General features: G+C 55.8%; 19 protein-coding genes. 3 read left to right on the top strand and 16 right to left on the bottom strand.

Features of this window, described 5'->3' with window-relative positions:
- Positions 1-283: 283 nt before the first annotated feature.
- Positions 284-796 (top strand): ferritin, encoded by a 513-nt coding sequence (locus FGQ86_RS08455; protein ID WP_033125105.1) that lies wholly within the window; start codon positions 284-286, stop codon positions 794-796.
- A 146-nt stretch (positions 797-942) separates the two neighbouring features.
- On the opposite strand, the gene FGQ86_RS08460 is transcribed toward FGQ86_RS08455, so the two are convergent.
- The 8 genes from FGQ86_RS08460 to FGQ86_RS08495 form a co-directional block, all read right to left on the bottom strand.
- Positions 943-3,597 (bottom strand): heavy metal translocating P-type ATPase, encoded by a 2,655-nt coding sequence (locus FGQ86_RS08460; RefSeq protein ID WP_033125104.1) that lies wholly within the window; start codon positions 3,595-3,597, stop codon positions 943-945.
- 129 nt (positions 3,598-3,726) lie between these two features.
- Positions 3,727-4,923, bottom strand: a complete 1,197-nt coding sequence (ytvI, locus tag FGQ86_RS08465; protein WP_081957976.1) for a sporulation integral membrane protein YtvI — start codon at positions 4,921-4,923, stop codon at positions 3,727-3,729.
- A 22-nt stretch (positions 4,924-4,945) separates the two neighbouring features.
- Positions 4,946-5,548 carry a ribosome biogenesis GTP-binding protein YihA/YsxC gene (yihA, locus tag FGQ86_RS08470; protein ID WP_033125103.1) on the bottom strand — a complete coding sequence of 201 codons (603 nt, stop codon included), beginning with the start codon at positions 5,546-5,548 and terminating at the stop codon, positions 4,946-4,948.
- 16 nt (positions 5,549-5,564) lie between these two features.
- Entirely contained in the window at positions 5,565-7,907 is a 2,343-nt protein-coding gene (gene lon / locus FGQ86_RS08475) for an endopeptidase La (RefSeq protein WP_033125102.1), read from the bottom strand.
- Positions 7,908-7,992: 85 nt separating this feature from the next.
- The gene (gene clpX, locus FGQ86_RS08480; protein ID WP_033125101.1) at positions 7,993-9,252 is read right to left on the bottom strand and encodes an ATP-dependent Clp protease ATP-binding subunit ClpX; all 1,260 of its coding nucleotides are present in this window, start codon (positions 9,250-9,252) and stop codon (positions 7,993-7,995) included.
- Between the two features lie 126 nt (positions 9,253-9,378).
- Positions 9,379-9,963, bottom strand: coding sequence for an ATP-dependent Clp endopeptidase proteolytic subunit ClpP (clpP, locus tag FGQ86_RS08485; RefSeq protein ID WP_033125100.1), 585 nt, complete (start codon positions 9,961-9,963; stop codon positions 9,379-9,381).
- A 36-nt stretch (positions 9,964-9,999) separates the two neighbouring features.
- Complete coding sequence (gene tig, locus FGQ86_RS08490) at positions 10,000-11,286, bottom strand: trigger factor (protein ID WP_033125099.1); 1,287 nt, start codon at positions 11,284-11,286, stop codon at positions 10,000-10,002.
- Positions 11,287-11,419: 133 nt separating this feature from the next.
- Positions 11,420-11,971 carry a DJ-1 family glyoxalase III gene (locus FGQ86_RS08495; RefSeq protein ID WP_033125098.1) on the bottom strand — a complete coding sequence of 184 codons (552 nt, stop codon included), beginning with the start codon at positions 11,969-11,971 and terminating at the stop codon, positions 11,420-11,422.
- A gap of 153 nt (positions 11,972-12,124) precedes the next feature.
- On the opposite strand from FGQ86_RS08495, the gene FGQ86_RS08500 reads away from it, so the two are divergent.
- Entirely contained in the window at positions 12,125-12,568 is a 444-nt protein-coding gene (locus FGQ86_RS08500) for a CYTH domain-containing protein (protein ID WP_033125097.1), read from the top strand.
- Between the two features lie 118 nt (positions 12,569-12,686).
- On the top strand, positions 12,687-13,106 hold the full coding sequence (locus FGQ86_RS08505; protein ID WP_052083942.1) for a helix-turn-helix transcriptional regulator: 420 nt from the start codon (positions 12,687-12,689) through the stop codon (positions 13,104-13,106).
- Positions 13,107-13,118: 12 nt separating this feature from the next.
- Here the strand turns inward: FGQ86_RS08505 and FGQ86_RS08510 are convergent, their stop codons facing one another.
- The 8 genes from FGQ86_RS08510 to FGQ86_RS08545 all read right to left on the bottom strand — a co-directional run bounded on the left by FGQ86_RS08510 (position 13,119) and on the right by FGQ86_RS08545 (position 23,825).
- Positions 13,119-14,333, bottom strand: a complete 1,215-nt coding sequence (locus tag FGQ86_RS08510; protein WP_033125116.1) for an aspartate kinase — start codon at positions 14,331-14,333, stop codon at positions 13,119-13,121.
- A gap of 19 nt (positions 14,334-14,352) precedes the next feature.
- A complete protein-coding gene (locus FGQ86_RS08515; RefSeq protein WP_033125096.1) occupies positions 14,353-15,567 on the bottom strand; it encodes a cofactor-independent phosphoglycerate mutase in 1,215 nt (404 codons plus the stop codon).
- A 13-nt stretch (positions 15,568-15,580) separates the two neighbouring features.
- Positions 15,581-16,801, bottom strand: a complete 1,221-nt coding sequence (locus FGQ86_RS08520; RefSeq protein ID WP_033125095.1) for a homoserine dehydrogenase — start codon at positions 16,799-16,801, stop codon at positions 15,581-15,583.
- 12 nt (positions 16,802-16,813) lie between these two features.
- Positions 16,814-17,918 (bottom strand): peptide chain release factor 2 gene (gene prfB, locus FGQ86_RS08525; RefSeq protein ID WP_138303505.1). Its coding sequence is split into 2 segments (ribosomal slippage): positions 16,814-17,842 and positions 17,844-17,918, totalling 1,104 coding nucleotides; the frame shifts between segments, so codons are not numbered across the junction.
- Positions 17,919-17,958: 40 nt separating this feature from the next.
- Positions 17,959-20,535, bottom strand: a complete 2,577-nt coding sequence (gene secA / locus FGQ86_RS08530) for a preprotein translocase subunit SecA (protein WP_033125093.1) — start codon at positions 20,533-20,535, stop codon at positions 17,959-17,961.
- 117 nt (positions 20,536-20,652) lie between these two features.
- Positions 20,653-21,441, bottom strand: coding sequence for a phosphoribosylformimino-5-aminoimidazole carboxamide ribotide isomerase (gene hisA / locus FGQ86_RS08535; RefSeq protein WP_033125092.1), 789 nt, complete (start codon positions 21,439-21,441; stop codon positions 20,653-20,655).
- Positions 21,442-21,540: 99 nt separating this feature from the next.
- Positions 21,541-21,783, bottom strand: coding sequence for a hypothetical protein (locus tag FGQ86_RS08540; protein ID WP_052083940.1), 243 nt, complete (start codon positions 21,781-21,783; stop codon positions 21,541-21,543).
- A gap of 89 nt (positions 21,784-21,872) precedes the next feature.
- A complete protein-coding gene (locus FGQ86_RS08545; RefSeq protein WP_033125091.1) occupies positions 21,873-23,825 on the bottom strand; it encodes a fructose-bisphosphatase class III in 1,953 nt (650 codons plus the stop codon).
- Between the last annotated feature and the right edge of the window lie 36 nt (positions 23,826-23,861).

The raw sequence follows: 23,861 nt of genomic DNA on the forward strand, positions 1-23,861 counted from the left end.
CCTATTTGTTGTACCCTTTTTTATCTGTTTTCATTGAAATCTTTTTTTATCACCTCTTGACATATCACCAAATTGCTATACCCTCTGTCTTATATTTTATCCTGTACTTTTTGTTCTGTCTGCTATCCATGTCATCATACCATATTTCTCCATTTTTTTCACTCTGTATCAGAGCCATGTATATCCGGTCTTGAGTTTTCCGCCTGACAGAGCTATACTTATAGGCGGAAAATACAGCAGCCTCCCCTACGGGAGATGCGGACACAAAAGGAGATGCTTTTATATGTTAAATGAAAAAGTAGCAAAGCTGTTAAATGAACAGGTAAACAAGGAATTCTACTCCGCCTACCTGTACCTGAGTTTTTCTAATTTCTATAAAGATCTGGGACTGGACGGATTTGCCAACTGGTATAATGTGCAGGCTCAGGAGGAGAGAGACCACGCCATGCTCTTCATCCAGTATATGCAGAACAATGACGTACCCGTCACTCTGGAAGCCATCGACAAGCCGGAGGCCGAGCTGAAGGAGAAAATGGACGCTCTCAAGGCGGGATATGCCCATGAGCAGTATGTGACCGGCCTCATCCACAACATCTATGAGGCTGCCTACGAGGTGAAAGACTTCCGCACTATGCAGTTCCTGGACTGGTTCGTCAAGGAGCAGGGTGAGGAGGAGACAAATGCAAGCGACCTGATCAAAAAGATGGAGCTCTTCGGGGACGATGCCAAGAGTCTCTATATGCTGGATCAGGAGCTGGGCGGACGGACCTATGCGGCTCCCTCACTGGTACTGTAGTAAGCCCTGCGTCAGGAACCGCAGCCTGTGCGGCACCTGCATACATGCAAGACAAGTCCATATAGGATGACAGACGGCGCAGCCTTTCCTCCCGGAAGGGTCTGCGCCGTCTGATTGTCTATCGTATGCTGGCTTATATGCTTCCTCTACTGTGCTGTGCAGCTCACCGGCTCATATCCGGCTTCCTTCACCGCGTCCATCAGCACCTGGTCAGCCACGTCCTCTGTCATGGAGACAGTGGCTGTCTTTTTCTCCAGATCCACCTGGGCGCTGTCCACGCCTGCCACTCCCGCCAGAGCCTTCTCCACGTGCATCTTGCAGTGCTCACACATCATACCTTCTACTACCAGTGTCTTTTTCATCGTTACCATTCCTTTCTCGTCACTTTGCTCATTTTTACTGTCCAAACCGGAGTCCTCCGGAATGTTCGCTGTCATATGGTCTGTCTTCTCTCCGTCTTCTGCCCTTGCCTTCGGTCCGTCTGTCCGGCCTGTCCGGGCCGGCTTGAAGAACCGCAGCCGCAGTGCGTTGGTCACTACGCACACGGAGGAGAGGCTCATGGCCGCGGAGCCGATCATGGGGCTTAAGCGCAGTCCGAAGGCCGGGAACAGAGCTCCCGCCGCCACAGGGATGCCGAGGATATTGTAGAAGAACGCCCAGAACAGGTTCATATGGATATTCCTTATGACCGCTCTGCTCAGCTTGATGGCTGTCACCACGTCCTGGAGGGAGTCCTTCATCAGCACCACATCCGCCGACTCGATGGCAATGTCCGTACCCGCTCCGATGGCGATGCCGATATCCGCCCTTGTGAGAGCCGGGGCGTCGTTGATGCCGTCCCCCACCATAGCTACCTTATGTCCCTTCTCCTGCCAGGAGCGGACGCAGGCCTCCTTCTCTGTGGGGAGCACGTCGGACACGGCCTCGGCGATGTCCAGCTCCTTCCGGATAGCCTCCGCCGTCACCTTGTTGTCCCCTGTCAGCATGACCACCGTAAGGCCCATCTCTTTGAACCTCCGGATGGCCTCCCGGCTGGTCTCCCGGACTGTGTCGGCCACTGCGATGATGCCGGCCGCCTGCCCGTCACGTGCAAAGAGAAGGGGCGTCTTGCCCTGGGAGGCGTACCGCTCCATCCGCTCCTGCACGGAAGCCTCTTCTTCCGGGGATGCCACTGCCTTCTCCTCTTTCATGAAGGCCAGGTTGCCGGCCAGCCATGCCTTTCCGGAGATAAGGGCTGACACGCCCCGCCCTGTCCGGGCCTGGAAATCCTCTGCCTTTGTCTGGGATACGCCGTCTCCTCTCGCCTTCTCCACCACTGCCTGGGCCAGGGGATGCTCGCTCCCCGCCTCCAGGGCAGCTGCCTGGGCCAGGAATTCCTCCCGGCTCATGGATGGATCCAGGACTTCTATGTCCGTCACCTCCGGGTGTCCGGACGTGATGGTGCCGGTCTTATCCAGGATAACCGTGTCGATGGAGTGGAGATTTTCCAGGCTCTCCGCCGACTTGATAAGGATGCCGTACTCCGCCGCCTTTCCGGTTCCCACCATGATAGCCACCGGAGTGGCAAGGCCAAGGGCACAGGGACAGGAAATGACGAGCACCGCGATGGCGTTTGAGAGGGCAAACTCAAAGTCCTGCCCCGCCGCGATCCACACAATGGCTGTCAGGATGGCAATGCAGATGACCACCGGCACGAAGACGCCGCTGACCTTATCCGCCAGCCTGGCGATGGGCGCCTTTGAGTTGCCAGCCTCGTCCACAAGGCGGATGATCTGGGAGAGAGTAGTGTCCTCTCCCACCTTGGACGCACGGAACCGAAAGGTCCCGTTTTTGTTGATCGTGGCCGAGATGACTGTATCCCCGGGCAGCTTCTCCACCGGGATGCTCTCCCCGGTGATGGCCGCCTGGTCCACGTACCCGGCGCCCTCTGTCACGACACCGTCCACAGGGATGCTGCCGCCGGGCTTAATGACCACGATGTCTCCGGCTGCCACCTGCTCCGCAGGCACAGTCACCTCCTGGCCATTCTTTATAATAATCGCTGTCTTGGGCGCTAAGTCCACCAGCTTCCCGAGGGCGTCGGAGGTCTTTGACTTGGATCTTGCCTCCAGGTATTTTCCCACTGTCACAAGGGTCAGGATCGTAGCGGAGGACTCAAAATACAGGGCGTGGGCGTACTCGTGGACCAGAGCCATATCCTGGTGTCCAAAGCCCCAGGCCATGCGGTACATGGCAAAGAGGCCGTATATCAGGGAAGCCCCTGAGCCGATGGCCACAAGGGAGTCCATGTTGGGAGCCCGCTTTATGAGCGCCTTCAGCCCCACCTTGTAGAATTTCCGGTTCAGCACAAGGATAGGCACAGTCAGGATGAGCTGTGTCAGGGCCGAGATCATGGCGTTCTCCATGCCGGTCAGGATGCCGGGCACGGGAAGTCCTATCATGGGGCCCATGGCCACGTACATCAGAGGAACCAGCAGGATGACGGAGGATATCAGCCGCACCTTCATGCTGCGGCGCTCCTCCTGGGCTCTGCTCTGGCGTGTCTCCCATTCGCTGCGGAAGCCTCCGCCCTTCTCGTCAGGGACAGCATCCGCAGGGGAGGCTCCGTAGCCAATCCCCTCGACAGCATGGACGATAGCCCCGCTGTCCAGCTTCGTCTCATCATAGTCCACTGTCATTTGATTCGCCAGGAGGCTCACGTTCACGTCCTCCACGCCCTCTAATTTCTGCACGCACCGGGTCACATTTGCCTGGCAGGCTGCACAGGTCATGCCGGTTACGTTATATTTTTCTTTTTTCATTACCAGGGTCACCTACTTTCTTCAAATGCTGCCTTTATACCCCCTATTGGTATTTTCAGTGTTATTATATACCCCGGTACGGTGTATTGCAATACCTTTTTCAGCTTTTTTCGAAAAGCATTCTCATTTTTATTTTCCTTCCACATTCTCGGATCCCTCGTTCGTCCCGCTGTCTGCCGGCTCCTGGCACCTCAGGCTCAGGATCCCGTCTGCCAGGATCTTCACATCGTCCAGGATATAGTCAAAGGCTCCCGCCTTGTAAAGATTGACCACAAGAAGGCCGATGGGCACCGCCAGGATCATCCACAGGATGCCGCCGGCCCGATATCCAGCGTATAGCAGCACCAGGGTAAAGAGGGGATTCATACCCATGCTGTCCCCCACCAGCTTGGGCTGGATCAGCTGCCGCACGATCTGAGTCACAGCGTAGAGCACAGCCAGAGCCACCACCCTGCGGTAGTCACCTGTCAGGAGCTCATAGAGAGCCCAGGGAAGAAGTGCGGTGCCTGTCCCGAAGAAGGGCAGGAAATCCAGGAAGGCGATACCGATGGCCAGCAGGATGGAAAAATGTACGCCCATGATCCCAAATCCCACCAGCAGGATCGCAAACACTACTGCCATGATCTTGAGCTGCGCCTTGAAATACCCGCCCACCGCATATTTCAGGTTGTCCGTCACCATAGTCATCCGCTCCACAATGGGATCCGGGAAAATCTTTTTCGCCCAGACGATAATGCTCTCTCTGTCAGCAATAAAGAAATAGGCGGAGATGATAGTGACAATGAAGGAGATCAGGATGGAGGGGATACGCTTGGCAAAGTTGCCCGCCGCCTCCACAGTGGGTTCACTTATGGTGCTGATGATGCCGCTCATGGTCTCATCCAGGTTAGCAGCCACCGCATCCAGTCCCTCCTGCACATTGTCCGGAAGCAGCTGGGAGAGCTGGGAGGTCCTCTCCCCGATCTGACGGAAGCCTCTCTCAAGATCCCTGTACATGGACGGGAAATCCTGGATGAGGGAGCTGATTTCTCCCCATATCCTGCTGATGGCAAAATAGATCAGGCCGATACAGGCCGCCAGCACCACGATGATGATAATGGCGGAGCCCAGCTTCTTGACGATCTTCAGTCTTTTCTCCAGCCATACTACAAGGGGGCTGGCGATAAAAGACAAAAACCATCCGATCACAAAGGGCATGAAATAGAACAGCGCCCTCACGCCCACATAGATAAACAAAATTGTCCCGATCAGGCTGAAGGCCAGGCTAACGATCACCTTCCAGTAGGGCCTGTTGTCCTTCACGGCGTCCCCTTCATTTGTCCCCATTTTTCTCCACCTCTCTTAGCATTTATTCTTCTTTTCCCCTGTCCAGGAATTCTGTCTCCACGAGCTCCCAGATCTCGTCTCTCCCCTGTTTCGTCACCGATGAGAATGGGATGATCCTTGTACCGGGCACCAGCTTCAGCCCCTGCCGGAGCATTTTCACATGCTTGTCCACCTGGCTTCTCTTCAGCTTGTCCAGCTTGGTGGCGATGATGATAGGGTTATAGCCCTGGCTCACCACCCAGTCGTACATCATCTTGTCGTTGGCCGACGGCTCGTGGCGGATGTCGATAAGGAGAAACACTGCCCGCAGCTGCTTTGAGCCGTGGAGGTATCTCTCGATCATCTTCCCCCATTTTTCCTTCTCCTGCTGGGACACCTTCGCGTAGCCGTATCCCGGCAGGTCTACCAGATACATCTCATCGTTGATGTTGTAAAAATTGATAGTCTGAGTCTTTCCCGGCGTGGCCGATATCCTGGCGTAGGACTTCCGGTTCATGAGGGCGTTGATGAGGGAGGATTTACCCACATTGGACTTCCCCGCAAACGCGATCTCCGGCTTGTCGTTTTCCGGCAGTCTGCTTGTGATGCCGCACACGGTTTCCAGATTAATATTTTTTATGATCATAGCTTTATTCCTCTGTTTACTCTTCTTTTACAAACGCTTCCTCAAGCACCTGCTCCATGTGGGACACAGGGATGATCTTCAGCCCCTTTGTGATTTCTGCGGAGAGCTCTGCCACGTCTTTTTCGTTCTCCTTGGGCACAAGAACCGTCTTCATACCTGCGCTTCCGGCCGCCAGCAGCTTTTCCTTCAGTCCGCCGATGGGCAGGACTCTTCCCCGCAGGGTGATCTCCCCTGTCATAGCCACATCCGCCCGGACCTTCCGTCCTGTAACTGCGGAGAGCATGGCCGTGGCCATGGTGATGCCGGCGGAGGGGCCGTCCTTAGGAACCGCGCCCTCAGGAATGTGGATGTGGATGTCATGGTTCTCAAAGAAATCCTCCGCAATGCCATACCGGCTCCCCACAGAACGGATGTAGCTGATGCCGGTGCGGGCGGACTCCTTCATCACGTCCCCCAGCTGGCCTGTCAGGATCAGCTCACCCTTCCCGGGCATCACGTTGACCTCGATCTGCAGGGTGTCGCCGCCCACACTGGTCCAGGCGAGTCCCCGCACGATGCCCACCTCATCCGTCAGGTTGGCCTTCTGGTATGTATATTTCTCGTTGCCCAGATATTTGTGCAGATTGCTCTCGGTTACACGGACCTTTTCCTTCTTCCCCTCCAGGATCTCTCTGGCCGCCTTCCGGCAGATGTTTCCGATCTCCCTCTCAAGCTGGCGCACGCCCGCTTCCTTTGTGTAGTTCCGGGCCATCCTCCAGACAGCCCCGCGGCTGATAGAGAGCTGCTCCGGCTTCAGGCCATGGCGCTCAAGCTGCTTGGGGATCAGGTGCTCCATGGCGATGTGGAGCTTCTCGTTCTCCGTGTAGCTGGACACCTCGATGACCTCCATCCGGTCCAAAAGGGGCCTGGGGATGGTCTGCAGGGTGTTGGCGGTGGTCACAAAGAGGACCTCGGAAAGATCCAGTGGCACCTCCAGGTAGTGGTCCCGGAAGCGGTAGTTCTGCTCGCTGTCCAGCACCTCCAGAAGGGCGGAAAAGGTGTCCCCCTTGTAGTCGTTGCTCACCTTGTCAATCTCGTCCAGCAGCATGAGGGGATTTTTCACCCCGGCGCTGCGGATGCCCGCCGCGATGCGCCCCGGCATGGCTCCCACGTAGGTCTTCCTGTGGCCTCTGATCTCCGCCTCGTCCCGCACGCCTCCCAGGGAGATGCGCACGTAGGGCTTCTTCAGCGCCCGGGCCAGGGATCTGGCGATGGAGGTTTTCCCCGTTCCCGGAGGTCCCACCAGGCAGAGGATGGGGCTCTCTCCCTTTCTCGTCAGGGCCCGCACAGCCAGGAACTCCAGCACTCTCTCCTTCACCTGCTCCAGTCCGTAGTGGTCCTCCTCCAGCACCTGCCTGGCGTAGGCTATGTCCCTGTGGTCCTCCACAGCCTTGTCCCAGGGCATCTCCAGCATGGTCTCGATGTAGGTCCGGATCACGCCGTTCTCCGCCGGGCTGTTCAGGGTGCTCTTGAAACGTCCTATCTCCTTTTGCAGCTTCTCCTTCACCTCGTCGGAGGCCTGCAGTCTGTCCGCCGCGGCCTGGAACTCCTCGGCGTCGGAGATGGTGTTCTCCTCCCCCAGCTCCTCCCGGATCAGCTTTAGCTGCTCCCGCAGGATGTACTCCCGCTGGTTCTGGTCCACCCTCTCCCGGACCTTGGTCTGGATCTCCTCCTTGATGTTCATGATCTGCATCTCGTTCACCAGCTTGAAGGCCAGCAGCTGGTAGCGCTTCAGAAGATCCGTCTCCTCCAGGAGCTCCTGCAGGTCCTTTTGCTCCAGGGGCACGTTGGCAGCGATCCAGTTCACCACCTTGGCCAGCTCCGTGTACTCCTGCACCTGCTTCAGCATATCCTTGGGATACTTGGGCAAACGGCCTGCGTACTCCGCGTAGATCTCCTTCAGGCCCCTCGTCATAGCCTCCTGGCTCACCTGGTCCGACGCAGCCTCCAGCGGCTCCTCCCCGCTGTCCGGCAGGGGACTCACCTCGGCACGCATGTAGGGCGTCTCAAACTCCACTCGCCGGATGACCGCCCTCTCCTCCCCGGAGATCAGAACCCGAAGAAGGTTCCTGGGCAGCTTGATGACCTGCCGGATGGAAGCGATCGTCCCCACCTCGTACAGGTCCGCCGCCGTCGGCTCCTCCACTTCTATATCTCTCTGGGCCGTCAGGAAAATCTTCTGGCCTTCCTCCTGCATGGCCTCCTCGATGGCCTCAATGGAGCGCTCCCTGCTGACGTCAAAATGGGTCACCATCTCAGGCATCACCGTCATCCCCCGCAGGGCCACCATGGGGAGGCTCATTATTTCTCTATCCGTCATTTCGTCTTCTCCTGTCCTGTATATTTTCACAGCGCATTGCAAAAAGCGGGCGCAATCACTCTGCACCCGCCCCGTTCACGCACTTTTAAGCACTTTCAATTCTCAGATCATCATGTCCGCAGATCGGCTTGCCTGTGCCGTTCACCACGGATTTCGTGATGCGGCATGTCTTCAGCGTCTCGTCAGATGGGGCATGATACATGGTATCCATCATAATATTTTCCATAATGGCCCGGAGCCCTCTGGCACCGGTCTTCCTCTTCAGCGATGTGTCCGCAATAGCCTCTAGGGCATCCTGGTCAAAGGTCAGCTCCACGCCGTCCAGCTCCAGCATCTTCTGGTACTGCTTGACAATAGCGCTCTTTGGCTCCGTCAGGATGCGGATCAGGGCATCCCGGTCCAGCATCTCCAGCGATACCGTCACCGGAAGACGTCCCACCAGCTCAGGGATCAGCCCGAACTTCACCAGATCCTGGGGAAGCACCTGCTTTAAGAGCCGGTCAATGTCGTCCTCATGTCCTGCAGCAATCTCCGCATTAAAGCCAATGGACTTCTGATCGATCCTCTTCTCAATGATCTTCTCCAGTCCCTCAAAGGCTCCGCCGCAGATAAACAGGATATTGGTGGTGTCTATCTGGATCAGCTCCTGGTGGGGATGCTTTCTCCCTCCCTGGGGAGGCACATTTGCCACAGTGCCCTCAATGATCTTCAGGAGCGCCTGCTGCACACCCTCGCCGGACACATCCCTGGTGATAGAGGGATTTTCTGACTTCCTTGTGATCTTGTCAATCTCGTCAATATAGATGATGCCGTACTCGGCTCTCTCGATATCTCCGTCAGCGGCCTGGATGATCTTCAGCAGGATGTTCTCCACATCCTCGCCCACATAGCCCGCCTCTGTCAGGGCTGTGGCGTCCGCGATGGCAAAGGGCACGTTGAGGATCTTGGCCAGCGTCTGGGCCAGCAGCGTCTTACCACAGCCTGTGGGCCCCAGCATGAGGATGTTGCTCTTCTTCAGCTCCACCCCCAGATCCTTCTGGGCCATGATCCGTTTATAGTGATTATATACTGCAACAGACAATACCTTCTTCGCCTCCTCCTGGCCGATGACATAGTCGTCCAGGAAGGCTTTGATCTCCTCCGGCTTCAGCAGATTGATATCGTCAAAGGGATTGATATTTCTGGTATTTTCATATTCAAATTCTTCTTCCATGATCTCGGCGCACACGTCAATGCACTCATCGCAGATGTACACGCCTCCCGGTCCTGCAATCAGCTTTCGAACCTGTGACTGGGGCTTGTTGCAGAACGAGCATCTGATCTGGTCGTCATTTCTTCCTGCCATACTCTCACCTCATCTTATCAATTTTCAAGTGACCAGAGGATACTCCCGAAATCGCTCCGGTCCTTGAACACAAACGAAGGACCGGCATACCAGGAGGTTATTCTCCCGGTACGCCCGCCCCCGGTCTTATTTACGGCTTGATATAATTTCATCCACTAATCCGTATGCCTTGGCCTCTTCAGCCGACATAAAATTATCGCGGTCCGTATCGGCACAGATGACCTCCAGCGGCTGCCCTGTGTTCTGTGCAAGGATCCTGTTCAGGGTATCCTTTGTCTTCTGGATATGCTGGGCTGCTATCTGGATTTCCGTCGCCTGTCCCTGTGCTCCGCCGGAGGGCTGATGGATCATGATCTCTGAATGTGGCAGGGCAAACCTCTTGCCCTTTGCTCCCCCGGCAAGGAGGAAGGATCCCATGCTTGCCGCCATACCGATACAGTATGTGCACACATCACATTTAATATACTGCATGGTATCGTAAATTGCCATTCCCGCTGTGACAGATCCGCCCGGGCTGTTGATGTAGAGATGGATATCCTTCTCCGGATCCTCAGCCTCCAGGAACATAAGCTGTGCCACAACAACGCTTGCGGACACATCTGTCACTTCCTCTCCAAGGAAAATGATCCTGTCCTTTAAAAGTCTGGAATAAATGTCGTAGGAGCGCTCTCCACGGCTGGTCTGTTCAATGACATAAGGTACTAAACTCATGCAAATTCCTCCTGTCTATATGCCACGGCTGTCCACTTACTCTGTAACGGCGTTCTCCACCAGGAAGGTTACTGCCTCTTGTACAGCCATGTCCTCTTTCATCTGTTTTTTCTCTTCCTCGCCCATGTACTCTTTCAGCTTGTCAGCCTCCATCTTGTACATCTCGGCCATCTTGTTAATCTCCTCGTCCAGCTTCTCATCGCTGATCTCAATGTTCTCAGCCTTTGCGATAGCCTCCAGGACAAGGCGTGTCTGGATGCGGTTCACAGCCTGGGGCTTCAGATCCTCAAGCATCTTGTCTGTTGTCTGTCCTGTGAACTGGCAGTACTGCTCCATAGTCAGGCCCTGCTGCTGCATCCTTCTGGCAAAGTCATCCAGCATCTGTCTTGCCTGGGTGTCGATCATGGCGTCCGGGATCTCCATTGTGGCATTGGCGATAGCCTGCTCCACTGCCTGGTTCTCCTGCTTTGTCTTGCCCTCAGACTCCTTCTGCTCCTTGATCTTTGCCTTGATGTCTGCCTTGTATTCATCTAATGTGTCAAACTCGGAAACCTCTGCCGCGAACTCGTCGTCGATCTCCGGCAGCTCCTTCGCCTTGATCTCATGGATGGTGCACTTGAACACAGCCTCTTTCCCCTTCAGATCCTCTGCGTGGTAATCCTCCGGGAAGGTAACCTTTACTTCCTTCTCCTCGCCGGAATTCACGCCGATAAGCTGCTCCTCAAATCCCGGGATAAAGGAACCGGAACCAATGGTCAGCGGATAGTTCTCTCCCTTTCCTCCCTCGAAGGCCTCGCCGTCAACGAATCCCTCAAAGTCCAGGATCACCTCGTCTCCATCCTGTACCGGACGGTCCTCAACTGTGATAGTTCTCGCGTTCTTCTCAGCCTCCTCCTGAAGCTTTGCGTCGATCTCCTTCTGTGTCACGCGGTTGGAGACCTTGTCAACCTTCAGTCCCTTGTACTCACCAAGTGTCACTTCCGGTTTCACAGCAACCTCTGCTGTAAAGATAAACGGCTTGCCCTTCTCGATCTGAACGATGTCAATCTTCGGCTGGGAGGCAATCTCCAGCTCGCACTCGTCGTAGGCATCGGAATATGCCTTCGGGATCAGCGCGTTTGCAGCGTCATCGTAAAAGATCTCAGCTCCGTACATTTTCTCGATCATCTGGCGCGGTACCTTTCCCTTGCGGAAGCCCGGGATGCTGATCTTGGATTTCTGTCTGTTGTATGCGGTCTGAAGCGCTTTCTCAAGTTCTTCAGCAGAAACCTCGATGGTCAGCTTTGCCATGTTTTTCTCTAATTTCTCTACCTGTAAACTCATGAAAATATTCCTCCTGTTTCTAACCTGCCGTGGGCCCTCACAAAGCGCCTCTTCCCAGAAAAGTATGCAAGGCAGGCAATTCTGCATACACTCATTTAAAGAGTATAACACAAACGTGTAAAAATAGCCAGCTTTATTTCAGATAAATAATGGACTCCGCCACCTCGTCCGCCTTCAGCTTGTCGGACAGAACCTCCACCAGCTTCAGTCCGAAGTCAATGGCTGTTCCCATTCCCCGGCTCGTGATGATATTGCCGTCCTGGACTACAGGCGCCTTCACCAGCACGGCGCCGGAGAGCTTCTCCTCAAAGGATGGGTAGCAGATGGCCCGCTTTCCTTTTAAAAGGCCCATATTCCCCAGAATACTGGGTGCCGCGCAGATGGCGCCCACATACTTTCCGCCCTCGCAGAAGGCCCTCACTACCTGCTTCACGCCCGGGTGAGCCTCCAGGTTCGTGGTGCCCGGCATGCCTCCGGGAAGGACCAGCATGTCAAATTCGTCAAAATTCACCTCATCGAACAGATCCTCCGTCTGCACATTGATGCCGTGAGAGCCCGCCACCATGTAGTCGTCCGATATGGAGACAGTGTCCACATATATCCTCGCGCGCCTAAGCAGGTCCACTGCCGTGAGCGCCTCAATCTCTTCAAAACCATCTGCAAGTAACACTGCTGCTTTTTTCATTGCAATTCCTCCTCTTTTTTCCATATTGTTATAGTAGCAGACTGCCTCTCAAAAAGCAATTCATTTACATTTTTCGTTTTTTACGCTATCTTATATAAGTATAAGAGCGGAGCGCCCACCGGGCGCCGCCAAGGAAAGGAGATCGTATTGATTATGGAAATCGAGCGCAAATATCTGATCCCGGAGATCCCCTCCGGCCTGGACATACAGAAAACCCGCGTCATCGAACAGGGGTATCTCTGCACCGCCCCTGTGGTCCGCATCCGCAGGGACAATGACGACTATATACTCACCTACAAATCCAAGGGCCTGATGGAGCGGGAGGAGTACAACCTTCCCCTGACACGTGAGGCTTACGAGCATCTGAAGGCAAAGATCGACGGCCGTCTCATCGAGAAGGTCCGCCATGTGATCCCCCTGGAGGAGGGCCTCTTTATCGAGCTGGATGTCTTCAAAGGAGACCTGGCGCCTCTTGTGCTGGCGGAGGTGGAGTTTCCCACCCGGGAGATGGCAGAGGACTTCTGCCCGCCGGACTGGTTCGGGGAAGATGTGACCTTCTCCGCCCTCTATCACAACAGCACCTTAAGTCAGATCTGATTTTCCGCAACAATCTGTTGCTTTTATTGTCGTTTCAGCTACGTTTCGTTGCATAAGGATCCACGGATCTGGTTAATTGCTATACTATGTGTTACAAAAAAACGACGGAGGTACAGCAATGGCCAGCATCCAGTATCTTGCCAACAATCTAAAATTTCTGCGGACCATGACCGGCAGGACCCAGGATGACCTGGCTGTTCTTCTGAACATATCCAGGCAGGCCTACTCCAACTACGAGGCCGCGAAGCGGACACCCGGCCTGGATACTCTTCTGCGCCTCTCCGCCCTCTACCACGTCTCTGTGGATGTACTCCTGGGCGTGGATCTGTCCGCCTTTCCAACCAGGTATGCCGGGAACGCCATAGTCATGGAGGAGCAGCCGCCCTACGGCGAAAAGGGGAGCGGATACGAAGAGGATATGTGCCTGTTCTGTCTGACAAAAGAAGAAGCGGAATTTATCACTAAACTCCGCGTTCTCCCACCCTCGGAAAGAGAGAAATTCTTCAGTCTTTCCCGTATTTTCTTTAAAAATCCCTGATCCGCCCCTGCTCTACTCTACAAGGGCGAGGGCGAAGCCCTCGTGCACTGCGTTCATGGCCTCGTCAATATCCTTCTCGTCGATCAGCACTGTGATGCGGATCTCTGATGTGGAGATCATGTTGATGTTGATACGTGAATTGTAGAGAGACTCAAACATCTTGGCAGCCACACCCGGATTGCTCATCATGCCGGCTCCCACAACAGAGATCTTTGCCACCTTTGCATTGTATGTAATCTCCTGGATCGTCAGAGCCTCCTTGTGCTCTTCCAGGATTTCCAGCGCCCGTTTCAGCTCATCTTCGGCCACTGTAAAGGAGATGTCCTTTGTCCCCTCTCTTCCTACAGACTGGAGGATGATATCCACGTTGATATTGTTTGCGGCGAGCGTGTTGAAGATCCTGAAGGCGATGCCCGGTTTATCCTCCACACCGATGACAGAGATCCTGGCTGTATTTTTGTCGGCTGCAACGCCTGTAATTAACATTTTTTCCATCTTTACTTTCTCCTTGATAATCGTTCCTTCGCTGCGGTTCAGGCTGGATCTGACCACCAGCTCAACCCCGTATTTTTTGGCCATCTCCACAGACCGGTTGTGCAGTACCTTCGCTCCCAGCGTGGCCAGCTCCAGCATCTCATCGTAGGTGATGGCGTCCAGCTTTCTGGCAGTCTTCACAACCCGCGGATCCGCCGTGTAGACTCCGTCCACATCTGTGTAGATCTCGCATTTGTCCGCATGGAGGACAGCCGCCAGGGCCACCGCTGTGGTGTCAGAGCCACCTCTTCCCAGAGTGGTGATATCCTCGTACTTGTTCACTCCCTGGAACCCGGTGACAATAACGATCTTCCGGGAGTCCAGCTCGTGGCGGATTCTCTTAGTGTCAATGGACTTAAATCTGGCATTGCCGTAGCGGGAGGTGGAGTTCATCTTCACCTGAAAGGCGTTCAGGGAGACCGCCGGCACGTGCATGGCGTCCATAGCCATGGCCATCAGCGCAACTGATACCTGCTCTCCCGTTGTCATGAGCATATCCAGCTCTCTCTTTTTCGGCTCAGGATTGATGGATCTTGCGAGGGAGATCAGGTCATCCGTGGTATCTCCCATGGCAGATAGCACCACCACCACGTCGTGTCCCTCCCTGTAATCCTCAATGCAGCGCTGGGCCACATTGTAGATCCTGTCCTTGTCAGCGACGGAAGTCCCGCCGAATTTCTTTACAATCAGCATCTTCTCTTCTCTCTTTCCTTTATCTTTCATCCAGCTCCAGCAGATGGTCTATGAGCCGGAACCCTTCCGGCCAGGCAAGACCGCTGCGCCTGGCAGCGCTCTCCCCGTATGTATGGACGCTGCCCTCAAAGGGCCTGCGGCTGTCGTAGATCATGTAGGGAACCGGATCCTTTGTGTGGGTCCGCACCTGGATGGGTGTGGGATGGTCCGGCAGCACCATGATCCGGTAATCCTCACCTGCCGCGTCCAGTCCGCCGGTGATGCGCCCTATGACTCTGGCGTCCAGATACTCGATAGCTTTGATCTTATCTGATGCGCTGCCCTGGTGGCCCATCTCATCCGGCGCCTCCACATGAACGTAGGCAAAATCGTATCCGTCCTCCAGAAGGGCCTTTACCGCCGCGTCCGCCTTTCCCTCGTAGTTGGTGTCAAGACCGCCGTTGGCTCCCTCCACGAGGACGCGGTCCATGTCAGCTCCCACGGCCAGGCCCTTCAGAAGGTCCACAGCTGAGATCATGACGCCCCGCTTTCCCGTCCTCTCCTCAAAGGAGGTGAGGGCAGGTCGGGTTCCGGCGCCCCAGAACCAGGCGGAGTTCGCCGGGTGCAGTCCCCTTTTCTTCCGCTCTATATTCAGAGGGTGAGCGGACAGGATCTCATAGCTCTTCTCCATCATCTCCCGCAGCACCGGATCCTGGGGCAGATAGTCTCCCACCCGCTTTGTCAGTATATCGTGAGGGGGCGTCAGCTCTGTCACCTTCCCGTGGCTCCACACGAGGAGATGGCGGTAGCTCGTTCCCCTGTAAAAAGCATAGCCCTCCCTGGCCAGTCCCTGCTTCAGGGCCTCCAGAAGGACGCCCGCATCCTCCGTGGAGATCTCGCTTGAGCTGTGATCCACCATATGTCTGTCTTCGTAGGAGTCCTCCTCCTCGGACAGGGTCACCAGGTTGCAGCGGAAGGACACGTCGTCGTCCGCCATATCCACGCCGATGCTGAGAGCCTCCAGCGGGGAGCGGCCTGTGTAGTAGATCTTCGGGTCATACCCCATGACGGACAGATTGGCCGTGTCGCTTCCCGGCGCCATATCCTCCGGCACCATGGAGGCCGTCCCGATCTCCGCCTCCCTGGCAAGCCGGTCCATGGCAGGGGTGGAGGCCGCCTCCAGGGTCGTCCTCCCGCCCAGCTCCTCCAGGGGCCAGCCGGCCATTCCGTCTCCAAGAACAACTATATATTTCATCGCGCCTTCCTTTCTATTCCTCCACCCGGATCATGCCAAGGATCTGCCCGCCAAACCGCTCTGCCTTTTCCTCGTAGCTTCCCTCCGGCATCTTCTCCGTCACAAAGCCGAACTCGCCGGACAGGCCCTCCGCCTGGACGAACTGAACCATGCCGAAGACCGCTGCCACCTGCTCCTGCAGCTCCTCTCTGTCTCCCTTCACCCGGACAAAGAACCGGCGTTCCACGTCTCTGCGGTCCTCCAGGGTCAGCTTCTCGCTGCTCCACATCACGCCCAGGTTGCGGTCCAGATTGCGGGCCTCCTCCACAATATCGCCCACCACAGCGCTGGCTGTAGGCAGCTTGCCGGCACCGCTTCCGTAGAACATGGCGTCCCCCAGCATGTTGCCGTGGACAAAGATGGAGTTGAACACGCCGTTGACGGAAAAGAGGGGATGCTCCGCCCGCAGCAGACAGGGAGCCACCATGGCGTTCAGCTTCCCGCCGTCCCTCTTGCAGGTGGCCAAAAGCTTGATAGTCATACCCATGGCCTTGGCGTACTTCATATCCTCCGCCGTGATCTTTGTGATGCCCTCGCAGTAGATATCCTCAAAATCCACCTGCTTTCCGGAGATGATGGAGGAGAGGATGGCGATCTTGCGGCAGGCGTCATAGCCCTCCACATCCGCCTCCGGATTGCGCTCGGCAAACCCGTTATCCTGAGCCTCTTCCAGCACCTCGTCATAGTCAGCACCCTCGTAGAACATCTTTGTCATCATATAGTTGGTAGTCCCGTTGAGGATACCTGTGATCTCCTCGATCACATCCCCGGTGAGGGATGAGTGGAGGGGACGCAGGATGGGAATACCGCCGCCCACGCTGGCCTCGAAGAGGAAGTTCACATTCTTCTCCTTTGCCGTCCTCAGAAGATCTGCGCCGTGCTTTGCCACCAGGGCCTTGTTGGAGGTGGCCACGCTCTTCCCTGCCTCCAGGGAGCGCTTCACAAATGTATATGCGGGCTCAATGCCGCCCATGACCTCCACCACGATCTTCACTTCGTCGTCATTCACAATATCCTCAAAGTCGTGGGTGATGAGCTCCTGCACCGGGTCATCCGGGAAATCCCGCAGATCCAGCACATATTTAATGCGCAGCTCCTCTCCCAGCCTCTCGTCTATGACCTTCTGGTTAGTCCGGAGCACTTCCACCACACCGGATCCCACTGTTCCATAACCAAGTACTGCTATCTTTACCATAATTCCTCCCTTTTACTGCTGTGCCTTTAAGTATGCGTTCATAAACGGATCCAGATCCCCGTCCAGTACGGCGGAGACGTTGGCGCTCTCCTCCCCTGTCCGTCGGTCCTTCACCAGTGTGTAGGGCTGCATGACGTAGGACCGGATCTGATTGCCAAATCCAATCTCCTTCACCTCGCCCCGGATATCAGATACCTTCTCCGCCTGCTCCTGCTCCTTCAGCAGCTTCAGCTTGGCCTTCAGCATCTGCATAGCCTTCTCCTTATTGTGGTGCTGGGACCTCTCATTCTGGCACTGCACCACAATCCCTGTGGGCAGGTGGGTAATGCGGATGGCCGACGATGTCTTATTGACGTGCTGCCCGCCCGCCCCGCTGGCCCGGTAGGTATCGATCTTCAGCTCATCATCGGGGATTTCGATGTCCCCCACATTGTCCTCCATGTCCGGTATGACATCGCAGGAGGCAAAAGAGGTCTGTCTCTTTCCCGCCGCGTTGAAGGGGGAAATGCGCACAAGGCGGTGGACTCCCTTCTCGGACTTCAGATACCCGTAGGCGTTCATGCCGTTCACCTCAAAGGTGACGTTCTTGATGCCCGCGATGTCTCCGTCCAGATAGTCCAGTACCTGGATGCTGTACCCCTTTTTCTCCGCCCACCGGGTATACATCCGGTAGAGCATGCCGGTCCAGTCGCAGGACTCCGTGCCTCCCTCTCCCGCGTGAAGGGTGACAATGGCATTACACCCATCATACTCGCCCGACAGCAGCGTCTGTATGCGGAGAGCCTCAAAGCTCTCCGTGAACTGCTGCAGCTCCGACGCGATCTCCGGGAGGACAGACTCGTCGTTTTCCTCCTCCGCCATCTCGATGAGAACCTCTATATCCTCGTAAGCCCTCTTCAGTCCTTCCACCGTGTCCAGCAGGTCCTTCAGGTCCTTAAGCTCCTTCATCACGTGCTGGGACTTCTCCGTGTCATCCCAAAAGCCGGGCTCCTCGATCTTTCGCTCCAGCTCCTCTACCCTTTTCTCCTTGCCAGGGACGTCAAAGTGAATCCCTCATTCCGGCAAGAGGCTCCTCGTAGGCACTCAGTTCACTTTTATACTGATCCAGTACGACCACTTATCCTTCACCTCTTTCATTATGTTCTATTTCCTGCTGCCTATGCACTCTGCTTGCGCCCGCAGCACTGTTTGTATTTCTTTCCGCTTCCGCAGGGGCATGGATCGTTTGGATAGATCTTCTTCTCCGCCCTCTTCTTGGGAGCTCTCACAGATGTATCGTCCTTGTTGGTTCCGGTCACCTTGGCAACCTGCTCTCTCTCCACCTTCTGCTCGATCTTGATGTGGAACAGGGTGCGGATGGTATCGGCGGTGATGGCCTTCGTCATCTCGTCGAACATCTCGTAGCCAAGCATCTTGTACTCCACCTTCGGGTCACGCTGGCCGTAGGCCTGCAGTCCGATACCCTGGCGAAGCTGATCCATATCGTCGATATGGTCCATCCACTTGGCATCGATCACCTTCAGGAGAACAACCCGCTCCACCTCTCTTAAATGCTCCGGCTCCGGGAACTCCGACTCCTTCATCTCGTAGGCCTTGACAGCCTTCTCCTTCAGGAAGTGCTTCAGCTTCTTCTGGTCCATCTTCTTCACATCGTCGGGGGTGACGGCCTCGATCATGGGGATGGTGTTCTTCAGCGTCACGTTCAGCTCTGTCAGGTTCCACTCCTCCGGATCAAGATCCGCGGAGATCTCTGTGTCAACCAGGTTCTCCACATACTCGTTGATCATATGGTAGATGGAGTCGCGCATGCTCTCCCCGTCCAGGACCTTGCGCCTCTCCTCGTAGATGATCTCCCTCTGCTCGTTCATAACCTGGTCATACTCCAGCAGGTTCTTACGGATACCGAAGTTGTTGCTCTCGATCTTCTCCTGGGCCTTCTCGATGGCGCTGGAGAGCATCTTGTGCTCGATCTGCTCTCCGTCCTCCACACCCAGTGCGTTGAACACGTTCATCAGGCGCTCGGAGCCGAACAGGCGCATCAGGTCGTCCTCCAGGGAGATGTAGAATCTGGACTCACCCGGGTCTCCCTGACGTCCGGAACGTCCCCGGAGCTGATTGTCGATACGGCGGGACTCATGCCGCTCTGTGCCGATGATCTTCAGTCCACCGGCCGCTCTGGCCTCGTCATCCAGCTTGATATCCGTACCACGGCCGGCCATGTTGGTGGCGATGGTGACAGCCCCGTGCTGTCCCGCCTGGGCCACGATCTCTGCCTCCAGCTCATGGTACTTGGCATTCAGCACATTGTGCTTGATGCCCCGCTTCTTCAGCATGCTGCTCAGATGCTCGGACACCTCGATGGTAATGGTTCCCACAAGGACCGGCTGGCCCTTCGCGTGGGCCCGCTCCACCTCATCGCAGACAGCCCGGAATTTTTCCCTCTGTGTCTTGTAGACGGCGTCCTCCATATCCACACGGATCACCGGCATGTTGGTGGGGATTTCCACAACGTCCATACCGTAGATCTCGCGGAACTCCTTCTCCTCGGTCAGGGCGGTACCGGTCATACCGCTCTTCTTCGCGTATTTATTAAACAGGTTCTGGAAGGTGATGGTGGCCAGGGTCTTGCTCTCCCTCTTCACCTTCACGTGCTCCTTGGCCTCAATGGCCTGGTGGAGGCCGTCAGAGTAACGGCGTCCGGGCATGATACGGCCCGTGAACTCATCCACGATGAGCACCTCGTCGTCCTTCACCACGTAGTCCTGATCGCGGAACATGAGATAGTGGGCCCGCAGGGCCAGGATGATATTGTGCTGGATCTCCAGGTTCTCCGGGTCTGCCAGGTTCTCGATGTGGAAGAATTTCTCCACCTTCTTGACGCCCTCCTCCGTCAGGTTGACGTTCTTCTCCTTCTCATTGACGATAAAGTCTCCCGTCTCCTCGATCTCCTCTCCCATGAGGGCGTTGATCTTGGAGAACTCTCCGCTGGCCTCACCCTTTTCCAGCTGGCGGGCCAGAATGTCGCAGGCCTCGTAGAGCTTTGTGGACTTGCCGCTCTGGCCGGAGATGATCAGCGGAGTACGGGCCTCGTCGATGAGCACGGAGTCCACCTCGTCGATGATGGCGAACTTCAGTCCTCTCTGCACCAGCTGCTCCTTGTAGATCACCATATTGTCACGGAGGTAGTCAAATCCCAGCTCGTTGTTTGTCACGTAAGTGATGTCGCAGGCGTAGGCGGCTCTCCTCTCATCATTGTCCATGCCGTTGAGGACAACGCCCACAGTCAGTCCCAGGAACTCATGCACCTGTCCCATCCACTCCGCGTCACGCTTTGCCAGATAGTCGTTGACTGTAACGATATGGACGCCCTCGCCTGTCAGTCCGTTCAGGTAGGCGGGCAGGGTGGAAACGAGAGTCTTTCCTTCACCTGTCTTCATCTCCGCAATACGCCCCTGATGGAGGATGATACCGCCGATGAGCTGTACCCTGTAGTGACGCATGCCCAGCACGCGGGCAGCCGCCTCCCTCACAACAGCAAAAGCCTCCGGAAGTATATCATCCAGAGTCTCGCCTTTTGAGAGACGCTCCTTGAATTCCCGCGTCTTATCCTTCAGTTCACTGTCAGAGAGCTGCTTCATCTCCGGCTCCAGGGCCTCGATGTGATCCACGATGGGATAGATGCGCTTCAGCTCATTCTGGCTGTGTGTACCGAATATTTTTTCTATTAAACCCATGGTATTACTCCTTATCCAAAAAAATTACTCTATTCCACATTCTAACACTATCATCCGGCCAATTCAACATGTTTATAAAGTGTTCATAATGTTCACAGACCTGTCATATTTTCGCTTTTACCTGGCTTGGTCTGCCTCACTGTAATTTTTTACTTCCTCGTAAGGGATGGATCCACCGTAGAGATCCAGGCCGCTGCCGATGGTGAAATCCAGTTTCCCGCCGCTCAGCTGCCGGAAACGCTCCAGCTCCTCCAGGCTGCTGATGCCGCCTGCATATGTAATCGGGATGCCCTGGACAGCGGAGAGCATCTCCACCAGAGCGTCCTCCACGCCGGAAGCCTTCCCCTCCACGTCCACGCCGTGGACGAGAAATTCATCGCAGTACTCCTTCATCCAGTAGAGGATCTCCTCGCTGAGCTGCACCTTGGTAAATTTCTGCCAGCGGTCCGTCACAATATAGTACTTTCCGTCCTTCTTTCTGCAGCTTACATCCAGGACCACATGCCCGGCTCCCGCCGCGTCCGCCAGCTTTTCCAGATTGCCCCACTGTACCTCGCCATCCTTGAACACATAGGAGGTGACGATGACATGGCTGGCTCCCGCTTCTATATAAGAAGCGGCGTTGTCCGCGGTGACGCCGCCGCCGATCTGGAGCCCTCCCGGCCAGGCTGAAAGAGCCGCGGCCGCCTGCTGCCTGTCCGCCTCATAATACGGCGAGGAGGGCGGATTGAGCAGGATCACATGTCCCCCCTTAAGGTTGTCCCTGCGGAACAGCTCCGCATAGAAGGCCGCGGATCTTTCGGAGACAAAATTCTCCTCCGCCCGATCCCTCTCGTCCCGCAGGCTTCCGCCTACGATCTGCTTCACTTTGCCATTATGTATGTCGATGCACGGTCTGAATTTCATAGTCTTCCTCCTGCCTACGCTTTGCTCCTTTAATCTGCTGAATTATAATACCACAGGCGGAGAAAAAAATCCACCTGTGGCTTCTTTCGCTCATTGTCTTTAATTCTTGATATCCTCCATGCCGTCCCGGACTTCATCGGCCATATCATCCGCCTCATCCCGAACCTCATCTCCCGCCTCGTCCAGAACGCCCTCGTCTCTCGTCCCGTCTGTGGCGTCGTTCATCGTATCGTCCTCCTGCTTCACCGCCCCATTGTCGCTGCTGTCACTGCCGCAGGCTGTCAGAGAGGCGAAGGACATCATGCATAAAAATAAAAGAATACCTTTTTTTAACTGTTTCATAGCATTTCTCCCTTTCATTGTTTTCTTTAGATACTATCCGCAGTTAAAGCTGTTTTATGCACATCCCCGCAGGGGAAATTTTTCCTTTTTTAAAGCTTTTCCGGGATCAGGCCGCTCCGGTAGGCGCCAAGGAGCTCGTTCAGATCCTGAATCTGCTCCCTCAGCCTGCGGCCGATGTCCGTGTCTCCCACTGTCTTGCGGGCCAGAGTCCTCTTCACCACAATGCTGTCCGAGTGGATGTCGCTCTCCTTCTCTATGGCCGCCTCCGTGGACTCAAAGGGCTCGTGGGCCGCCAGGATCAGGCCGTAGGAGTTGTAGATGAGGGTGTAGCCGGCAATTCCCGTCTCCTTCTGGTAGGCTCTGGAAAAGCCTCCGTCGATGACAAGCACCTTGCCCCCGCACTTGATAGGGCTCTCCCCTGCCTTGGACTTCACCGGCACATGGCCGTTGATGATGTGGGTTCCCTCCTCCGGCAGCCCGAACTCCCGCAGGATCCGGTTCACCACGGCCTCGTCCTCCAGCAGCTCGTAGTAGGGATTTTTCTTCTCTCTGTGGGTCTCCTTCTCGGCCAGGAAATACCGCTCAAAGGTGGCCATCTTGTCCTTGCCAAAGAGAGGGGAATTCTCGTGGAGCCAGATATACCACATCATATCCTTTCCCCGCTCCCTCTCCTTTTTGTCCAGAGCAAAAAACCCCTTTCTCACATAGCTCTCCAGCACCTCGTAGAGGGCCTTCCCCTTGTAGGCCCGGCCGTAAATGCGCACCGATTTCAGAGTGCCGTCCTGATTCAGGGGCACGCACCCGTGGTAGAGCAGGTTCTGGTTGTAGACCTTGTACAGCCCGCCCTTGTTCAGCAGAAAACGCATGTGGGCCTGCAGCTTCTCGCAGTTCAGGAAAGCCTTCTCCAGCCGGTCCATGATGTCCGCCTCCTCCTGGGAGAAGGCATAGGGGTGAGCCGGGTCCACTGTGGGGAAATTCTTATCCAGCAGCTCATAGGTGCGGCCCTCTATCTCGATGGTGCCGGCCTCAAAGTCAATCTGATGCAGAAGGTTTCTCTTCTCCAGCTTAAAGCCCGGATTTTTCCGGATGATCTGGCCCTCCGCCTTGAACTGGATGATGGAGATGGCCTTGTGCATCTTCCTCTCCATCTCCTGCTCACGGGCCGTAGCACCTCCTCTCCCCTTCAGGGCAAAGCAGGCGCAGGGATCATCCCCGTAGGTGTCCATGGCAAAGGATGCCAGGGGGAGCAGGTTGATGCCGTAGCCGTCCTCCAGTATGTCCAGATTTCCATACCTGGCGCAGATCCGGATCACGTTGGCGATGCAGCCCCTCTGTCCCGCTGCGGCTCCCATCCATAGCACATCATGATTGCCCCACTGGATGTCCACCGAGTGGTGCTGCATCAGCCGGTCCATGATGATGTGGGGACCCGGGCCCCTGTCGTAAATGTCCCCCACAATGTGCAGATGGTCCACTGTCAGCCTCTGTATGACGCCGCTCAGCGCCACGATGAACTCCTCTGCCCTCTCCGTCTCAATGATGCTGCTTATGATGGCGTTATAGTAGAACTCCTTGTCCCGCAGGTCCGGCTTCTCTGTGATCAGCTCCTCGATCACGTAGGCAAAATCCTCCGGCAGGGCCTTGCGCACCTTGGACCGGGTGTATTTGCTCATGGCGCACTTGCACACTTCAATGAGCCGGTAAAGGGTGATCCTGTACCAGTCCTCCATGTTCGCCTCCTCACGCCGGATCCGGTCCATCTTCTCCCTGGGATAGTAGATCAGAGTGGCCAGGGACTGCTTGTCCCGGGCGCTTAAGGTGTTGCCGAACACGTCTCCTATCTTGCGCCGGATGGAGCCGGATCCGTTTTTCAGGACGTGGGCAAAGGCCTCGTACTCCCCGTGGATATCTGTCAGAAAATGCTCCGTGGCCTTGGGCAGGTTCAGGATGGCCTGCAGGTTGATGATCTCCGTGGACGCCTTGGCGATGGAGGGGTAGAGGTCTGAGAGTCTCTCCAGATATTTCAGCTTCAGTTCTTCCATATTTTATTTCCTCCGTGAGAGAGTGGGGCTTCCCCT

This window comes from Clostridium sp. BSD2780061688st1 H5 (assembly GCF_005845155.1).
Taxonomy (GTDB): domain Bacteria; phylum Bacillota; class Clostridia; order Lachnospirales; family Lachnospiraceae; genus Claveliimonas; species Claveliimonas intestinigallinarum.